The sequence below is a fragment of the Pseudomonas sp. CM27 genome (assembly GCF_013179515.1).
Taxonomy (GTDB): Bacteria; Pseudomonadota; Gammaproteobacteria; order Pseudomonadales; family Pseudomonadaceae; genus Aquipseudomonas.
In genome coordinates, this window is record NZ_JABMCN010000289.1 from 1 (window position 1) to 7,185 (window position 7,185).

Annotated in this window: 4 protein-coding genes, 3 tRNA genes and 1 pseudogene; 6 read left to right on the forward strand and 2 right to left on the reverse strand. The window is 61.9% G+C overall.

The window, feature by feature from the left end; all coding sequences use genetic code 11:
* Nucleotides 1-122 precede the first annotated feature (122 nt).
* Together rlmB and rnr are read right to left on the reverse strand one after the other, a co-directional pair.
* On the reverse strand, nt 123-869 hold the full coding sequence (rlmB, locus tag HP547_RS25705; protein WP_172228654.1) for a 23S rRNA (guanosine(2251)-2'-O)-methyltransferase RlmB: 747 nt from the start codon (nt 867-869) through the stop codon (nt 123-125).
* On the reverse strand, nt 866-3,448 hold the full coding sequence (gene rnr / locus HP547_RS25710) for a ribonuclease R (protein WP_172288214.1): 2,583 nt from the start codon (nt 3,446-3,448) through the stop codon (nt 866-868). Before rnr ends, rlmB begins: the two co-directional genes overlap by 4 nt.
* 271 nt (nt 3,449-3,719) lie before the next feature.
* Between rnr and HP547_RS25715 the strand changes: the two genes are divergently transcribed.
* From HP547_RS25715 to HP547_RS25740, 6 genes and pseudogenes are all read left to right on the forward strand, one after another.
* Nucleotides 3,720-3,806 (forward strand) — tRNA-Leu (locus HP547_RS25715).
* A gap of 86 nt (nt 3,807-3,892) precedes the next feature.
* A tRNA-Leu gene (locus tag HP547_RS25720) sits at nt 3,893-3,979 on the forward strand.
* Between the two features lie 86 nt (nt 3,980-4,065).
* Nucleotides 4,066-4,152: transfer RNA gene (locus HP547_RS25725), tRNA-Leu, on the forward strand.
* Nucleotides 4,153-4,357: 205 nt separating this feature from the next.
* Nucleotides 4,358-5,371 (forward strand): extracellular solute-binding protein, encoded by a 1,014-nt coding sequence (locus HP547_RS25730; protein WP_172288216.1) that lies wholly within the window; start codon nt 4,358-4,360, stop codon nt 5,369-5,371.
* Nucleotides 5,371-6,936 carry an iron ABC transporter permease gene (locus HP547_RS25735; RefSeq protein WP_172288218.1) on the forward strand — a complete coding sequence of 522 codons (1,566 nt, stop codon included), beginning with the start codon at nt 5,371-5,373 and terminating at the stop codon, nt 6,934-6,936. Before HP547_RS25730 ends, HP547_RS25735 begins: the two co-directional genes overlap by 1 nt.
* An 87-nt stretch (nt 6,937-7,023) precedes the next feature.
* Nucleotides 7,024-7,185: pseudogene (locus HP547_RS25740) on the forward strand (IS256 family transposase); the annotation flags it as partial.

The following is a 7,185-nucleotide window of genomic DNA, read 5'->3' on the forward strand; positions in this document are numbered from 1 at the left end:
TTATGTCTGTACTGGCCCTATCGCCGGCAAGCCAGCTCCCACAGGATCGCCACAGGACCTGAACCTTGTGGCGTGCCTGTGGGAGCTGGCTTGCCGGCGATAGGGCCGGTACAGGCTGAAGATCAGCGCTTGGCCTGTCGCTGACGCACGGCCTCGAACAGGCACACGCCCGTCGCTACCGAAACGTTCAGGCTGCTGACACTCCCGCTCATCGGCAATTTCACCAGGAAATCGCAATGCTCGCGCGTCAGCCGGCGCATGCCCTTGCCTTCCGCGCCCATGATCATCACCAGCGGCCCGGTCAGGTCCTGCTGGTAGATCTCCTGCTCGGCCTCGCCCGCGGTACCCACCACCCACAAGCCACGCTGCTGGAGTTTTTCCAGGGTGCGGGAAAGGTTGGTCACGGCCACCAGCGGAATCACTTCCGCAGCGCCGCAGGCCACCTTGCGCACAACCGGGGTCAGGGTCGCCGACTTGTCCTTGGGCACCACCACTGCCGTGGCACCGGCCGCATCGGCAGTACGCAGGCAGGCGCCGAGGTTGTGCGGGTCGGTAACACCATCGAGTACCAGAATCAGCGGCGGGGTTTCAGTGCGCTCGAGCAATTCCTCGAGCATCAGCTCACCCCACACCTGGCTCGGGCTGACTTCGGCAACCACGCCCTGGTGCACACCCTCAACCCAGGCATCCATCTCACGGCGCTCGGCCTGGCCGACCGCCACGCGGTTCTCGGCGGCCAGCGCCAGCAGCGCCTGGATGCGCGGCTCGCTGCGCCCTTCCGATAGCCAGATCTGCTTGACCCGCTTCGGATGGTGCTGCAACAACGCCTGCACGGCGTGCACGCCGTAGATCTTTTCCAGCTGACTCATGACTTGCTCTTGCTCTTGCGGGGCGCGCCGGACTTCGGCGGGCCTTTACGGTGCTTGGTCGGCTTGCCGGCAGCCTTGGTGCTGCCTTTGTCCGACTTGCTGCTCGAATGGCCACCGGAACGCGCTTCGGTCATCAGCGCCTTCTTCATTTCGCGGCTCTTGCGCACTTCGGCGTTGCGCTGCACGGCGTCTTTCGGGAAGTACGCCTCGGACGCTTCGCTCTTGCGGCTACGCGGCTTCGGCGTAGCCTTGGCCTCGGTCACCGGCGGCTGCTCGCCCTTTTCGGCGACCGGTGCGGCACCGCGCCCTTTGCGCCCGATCGGCGCCTTGAGCTGCTGCTCGGACACCTCGAAGTCGATCTTGCGTTCGTCGAGATCGACGCGCATGACCTTGACTTCGATGGTGTCGCCCAGGCGGAAGCTGCGCCCGGTACGCTCACCGGACAGTCGATGGTGCACAGGGTCGAAGTGATAGTAGTCACCCGGCAGCGCGCTGACGTGCACCAGGCCCTCGACGTAGATATCGGTCAGCTCGACGAACAGGCCGAAGCCGGTCACCGCAGTGATCACGCCCGGGAAGGTTTCGCCCACGCGGTCCTTCATGAACTCGCACTTGAGCCAGTTGACCACGTCGCGGGTGGCCTCGTCGGCACGCCGCTCGGTCATCGAGCACTGCTCGCCCAGCTGATCGAGGGTATTCACGTCGTACGGGTAGATACGCGCCTTGGGGATGCTCATGGCGCCGGCACGCTTGACGTGCGGGGTATCGACCTTGGAGCGGATTACGCTACGGATGGCGCGATGCACCAGCAGGTCCGGGTAACGACGGATCGGCGAGGTGAAGTGGGTGTACGCCTCGTAGTTCAAACCGAAGTGGCCGTTGTTGTCGGTGCTGTACACCGCCTGGCTCAGCGAGCGCAGCATCACCGTCTGGATCAGGTGGAAGTCCGGGCGCCCGGCAATGCTCGCCAGCAAGGCCTGGTAGTCCTTCGGCGACGGGTCCTTGCCCTTGTGCAGGGAAAGGCCGAGCTCGCCCAGGAAGGCGCGGAGTTTTTCCAGGCGCTCTGGCGGCGGGCCGTCGTGCACCCGGTACAGGGCAGGCACTTCATGCTTTTGCAGGAACTCGGCGGTGGCCACGTTGGCCGCCAGCATGCATTCCTCGATCAGCTTGTGGGCTTCGTTGCGCACGGTCGGGCGGATTTCCGCGATCTTGCGCTGGTCACCGAAGATGATCCGGGTTTCCTGGGTTTCGAAATCGATGGCGCCACGCGTGTGGCGGGCCTCGACCAGCACCTTGTACAGGTTGTACAGGTGCTTCAGGTCCGGCAGGACTTCCTTGTACTCCTCGCGCAGCGCCTTGCCCTCGCGGGTACGGGAGTGCTCGAGCATGCTGCTGACCTTGTTATAGGTCAGACGGGCATGTGAATGGATCACGGCTTCGTAGAACTGGTAGTCGACCATCTGGCCGGCTTTGTTCATGGTCATTTCACAGACCATGGCCAGGCGATCGACATGCGGGTTCAGCGAGCACAGGCCGTTGGACAGCTCTTCAGGGAGCATCGGCACCACGCGCTCGGGGAAGTACACCGAGTTACCGCGCTGCTGGGCCTCGACGTCCAGGGCCGAACCCAGGCGCACGTAGCTGGACACGTCGGCGATGGCCACATACAGGCGCCAGCCGCCAGAGAACATGCGCAGCTTGCCCAGCGGTTCGCAATAGACGGCGTCGTCGAAGTCGCGAGCGTCCTCGCCGTCGATGGTGACGAACGGCAGGTGACGCAGGTCGATGCGCTTCTCCTTGTCCTTGTCTTCGACTTCGGAGCGGAACTTGCGCGCTTCCTTGACCACGTCCTGGGGCCAGACGTGGGGGATATCGTAGCTGCGCAGGGCAACGTCGATTTCCATGCCCGGCGCCATGTAGTTGCCGATGACCTCGACCACGTCGCCTTGCGGCTGGAAGCGCGGGGTTGGCCAGTGGGTGATCTTGATCTCGACAAACTGGCCGATCTTCGCGCCACCGTTACGCCCGGCGGTCACCAGCACTTCCTGCTGGATCTTCGGGTTGTCCGGGGTCACGTAGCCGATGCCGCCCTCTTCAAAGTAACGGCCGACCACGCTTTCGTGGGCACGGGAGATGACTTCGACCAGCACGCCTTCGCGGCGGCCGCGGCGGTCTACGCCAGAGACGCGGGCCAGGCCACGGTCGCCGTCGAATACCAGGCGCATCTGCGACGGGCTGAGGAACAGGTCTTCGCTGCCGTCATCAGGGATAAGGAAGCCGAAGCCATCGCGGTGGCCCGAGACGCGGCCGCAGATCAGGTCCAGCTTGTCTACCGGGGCATAAGTGCCGCGCCGTGTATAGATAAGCTGGCCGTCGCGCTCCATGGCACGCAGGCGACGACGCAAGGCTTCGATCTGGTCTTCTTCATACAGACCAAACTCTTTCGCCAGCTCCTCGCGCGCAGCGGGTTCGCCACGGTCGGCAAGGCGCTGCAGGATCAGCTCACGGCTGGGAATGGGGTTGTCGTATTTTTCCGCTTCGCGAGCGGCCTCGGGATCGAGGGATTGCCAATCGGCCATCAGAAGGGGTTCACCTTGGGGTATATAGATATGAATTCTGGCATAGGCCTATTGAAACCGGAAATGTAAGCGTTGGACAGCCCCAACGGCACCTCTGGTGAGCGGCAATAGACCTGTGGAATCAACAAGTTGAATTTTTTGAAATTTTTTTTGATTGGGGGCTTTACAGCCCTCCAGAGCGTCCGTATAGTGCGCACCACAACGACGGACAACCCCGAAGTTGTAGTAGAGATGAGCGGCGCTGTAAAGCATCAAGTAATCTCGAATGTGTGCCCAGGTGGCGGAATTGGTAGACGCGCTGGTTTCAGGTATCAGTGACCGCAAGGTCGTGGAAGTTCGAGTCTTCTCCTGGGCACCAAGTATTTCAAGTAACAGATGACCAAGGATCTGTTACTACTGTGTGAAGCGAACGATAGTCGCCTTCACCAGATGATGTAAAGCTTTGCCCAGGTGGCGGAATTGGTAGACGCGCTGGTTTCAGGTATCAGTGACCGCAAGGTCGTGGAAGTTCGAGTCTTCTCCTGGGCACCAAGTATTTCAAGTAACAGATGACCAAGGATCTGTTACTACTGTGTGAAGCGAACGATAGTCGCCTTCACCAGATGATGTAAAGCTTTGCCCAGGTGGCGGAATTGGTAGACGCGCTGGTTTCAGGTATCAGTGACCGCAAGGTCGTGGAAGTTCGAGTCTTCTCCTGGGCACCATACAAAAAACCCACTAGCTTGCTAGTGGGTTTTTTCTTGCCTGCGTTTTTTGTAGGCCCCTCCTCCGCGACAGGCGTCACGTGCGCATGCCTTGTGTGGCACTGACCATGGTCTGAGCATGAATTTCTCGTCACCCGGCCACTTGAGAAACGATTTCGTTTACCATTGTTTCCAAATATGTAGCCGTAAGCGAGGAAGTACCCGCATGACGATCCGCCCGCAACCGCTGATGCGTACCCTGGCCGCCGCCGTGCTGAGCCTGGTCATCGGCGCTCCGGCCGCCATGGCAGACGCCCCGGTCGCCCTGACCATGTACAACGGTCAGCACAAGGAAATCGGCGAGGCCATCGCCAAGGCCTATGAGGCCAAGACCGGCATCCACATCAATATCCGCAAAGGCAGCAGCAACCAGCTGGCCAGCCAGATCATCGAGGAAGGCGAGCGCTCGCCCGCCGACATCATCTATACCGAAGAATCTCCACCACTGAACAACCTGGGCGAGCTGGGCCTGTTGGCGAAGATCGACGACGCCACGCTGAACATGCTGCCCAAGGAATACGTAGGCGCCAACGGCACCTGGATGGGCGTCACCGCACGTACCCGGGTGGTGGTCTACAACCCGAAGAAGATCGACGAAAAAGACCTGCCGACCACGGTCATGGATTTTTCCGACCCTGAATGGGACGGCCGCGTCGGCTACGTTCCGACCAGCGGCGCATTCCAGGAACAGGCCGTGGCCATCCTGAAAATGCATGGTCGCGAAGCCACTGAAGAATGGCTGACCGGCCTGAAAGCCTTCGGCAAGACCTACACCAACAACATGGTCGCCCTGAAGGCCGTAGAAAAAGGCGAAGTCGCTGCCGTCCTGGTGAACAACTACTATTGGTACGCTCTGGAGCGCGAGCGCGGCAAGCTCGACTCCAAGCTTTACTACCTGGCTGATGGCGATGCCGGCAACCTGGTGACCATTTCCGGCGCTGCCGCTGTGAAGGCCAGCAAGCACCCCAAGGAAGCCCAGGCCCTGCTCAACTGGATGGCCAGTGAAGAAGGCCAGCGCGTGATCACCCAGACCACCGCCGAATACCCGCTGCACAAAGGCATGGTCTCTGACCGTGGCCTGAAACCGTTCGAAGAGCTGCGCCCGCCGAAGATCTCGCCGGCTGACCTTGGCAATGCCGAAGAAGCCATCGAACTCGAACGCGAGGTCGGCCTGCTCTGATGACCGCCGCCCTGTCCCAGCCGGCGCCGGTACGCTTCGTACCGCGCCGCAAGCGCCCTTCCATCTGGGTGGTACTACCTGTGCTGTTCCTGGTGGCGATGAGCTTGCTGCCACTGCTGTATGTCGCCATCAAAGCCTGGGAAGCCGGCTGGCGCGAAGCCTTGCACCTGCTGTGGCGTCCCTTCGTCTGGGGGCTGATGCGCAACACCCTGCTGCTGATGGTCGGGGTGACACTGACCTGCATGATGGTGGGCCTGGCCCTGGCCTGGCTGCTGGAGCGCAGCAACCTGGCCGGCCGCCGGCTGTGGGGCGTGGTGCTGTGCCTGCCGTTTGCCGTGCCGTCGTTCGTCAGCAGCTTCACCTGGGTATCGCTGAGCTCGGATTTCGAAGGGTTGGGCGGGGCGATCATGGTCATGGCCTTGTCCAAGTACCCGCTGGTGTTCCTGCCGGTGGCCGCCACCCTGCGCAACCTCGACACTTCGCTTGAAGAGTCGGCACGCACGCTGGGTTGCAGCCGTTGGGGGGTATTCGTCAAGGTCACCCTGCCCCTCTTGTGGCCGTCGATGCTGGGCGGCGCACTACTGATTGCCCTGCACATGCTGGTGGAGTTCGGCGCACTGTCGATTCTCGGCCTGCAAACCTTCACCACCGCCATCTACCAGCAGTTCGAACTGGAGTTCAGCAATGCCAACGCGGCGATGCTGTCCGCCGTGCTGCTGGCGATGTGCCTGGTGATGCTGTGGCTGGAGCTGCGGGTGCGCGGCAAGGCTCGCCATGTGCGCATCGGCCAAGGCGTGGCGCGCCGCGCACAGCCGGTAAGGCTGCGTGGCTGGGCGGTGCTGGCGCAGCTTCTTTGTGTGGCCCTGGCGGTGCTTGGCAGTGGCATTCCGCTGGCGATGCTTGGCTACTGGCTGAGCGTTGGTTCGTCGGCGGCATTCCCGGTGGCAGCCATCTCCAAGGCGTTGTTCACCTCGTTGTCGGTATCGCTGGGTGGTGCCGGTTTCTGCGTGCTGCTGGCGCTGCCGATCAGCTTCCTGGTGGTGCGCTACAAAGGCCGCCTGGCGATCTGGGCCGAGCGCCTGCCTTACCTGCTGCACGCCCTGCCCGGCCTGGTGATTGCCCTGACCCTGGTATTCTTCGCCCTGCACTACGTGCCGGCGCTGTACCAGACCACGGCCTTGCTGCTGCTGGCCTATGCGCTGCTGTTCTTGCCGCTGGCGCAATCGCCGGTGCGCACCGCGCTGAACAAGGCTTCGCCGACGCTGGAAGAAGCCGCCCGCACCCTGGGCGCGAGCAGCTTTGCCGCGTTCTGCCGGGTGACCTTGCCGATCATCTTCCCGGCGATGGCAGCAGCTTTCGCGCTGGTGTTCCTGGATGCCATGAAGGAACTGACGGCGACCTTGCTGCTCAGCCCGACCGGCATGACCACCCTGGCTACCGAAGTGTGGGCGCATACGGCCAACGTCGAGTTTGCGGCGGCGGCGCCTTATGCGGCGCTGTTGATTGTGGTGTCGGGGTTGCCGGTGTACTTGCTGACTACGCGGATGTATCTGAATAAGGCTTGAGAACGAATCCAGGCTGGCGAGCAGCCTGGATTTTTGAGGGTGTCAGAAATTTTGTGTTCGGGCATAACATGAGTAAGAGGTGCATGTATGCCAACCAAAAAAAAACCGCTCCGAGAGTTACCAAAGGTTCCGCAAGAGCTGCTGAAACAGTTTTCCGCTGTTCCGCTGATGACCGCAGAAGCCATCGAAGAAGCCTCTGCGGCATTCAAGAAGGCGCTGATAGAGCGAGCCTTGAATGCCGAACTGGGT

Coding starts and splice junctions, on each gene's coding strand:
- rlmB (WP_172228654.1), bottom strand. CDS start 869: ATGAGTCAGCTGGAAAAGATCTACGGCGTGCACGCCGTGCAGGCGTTG.
- HP547_RS25730 (WP_172288216.1), top strand. CDS start 4,358: ATGACGATCCGCCCGCAACCGCTGATGCGTACCCTGGCCGCCGCCGTG.
- HP547_RS25735 (WP_172288218.1), top strand. CDS start 5,371: ATGACCGCCGCCCTGTCCCAGCCGGCGCCGGTACGCTTCGTACCGCGC.
- rnr (WP_172288214.1), bottom strand. CDS start 3,448: ATGGCCGATTGGCAATCCCTCGATCCCGAGGCCGCTCGCGAAGCGGAA.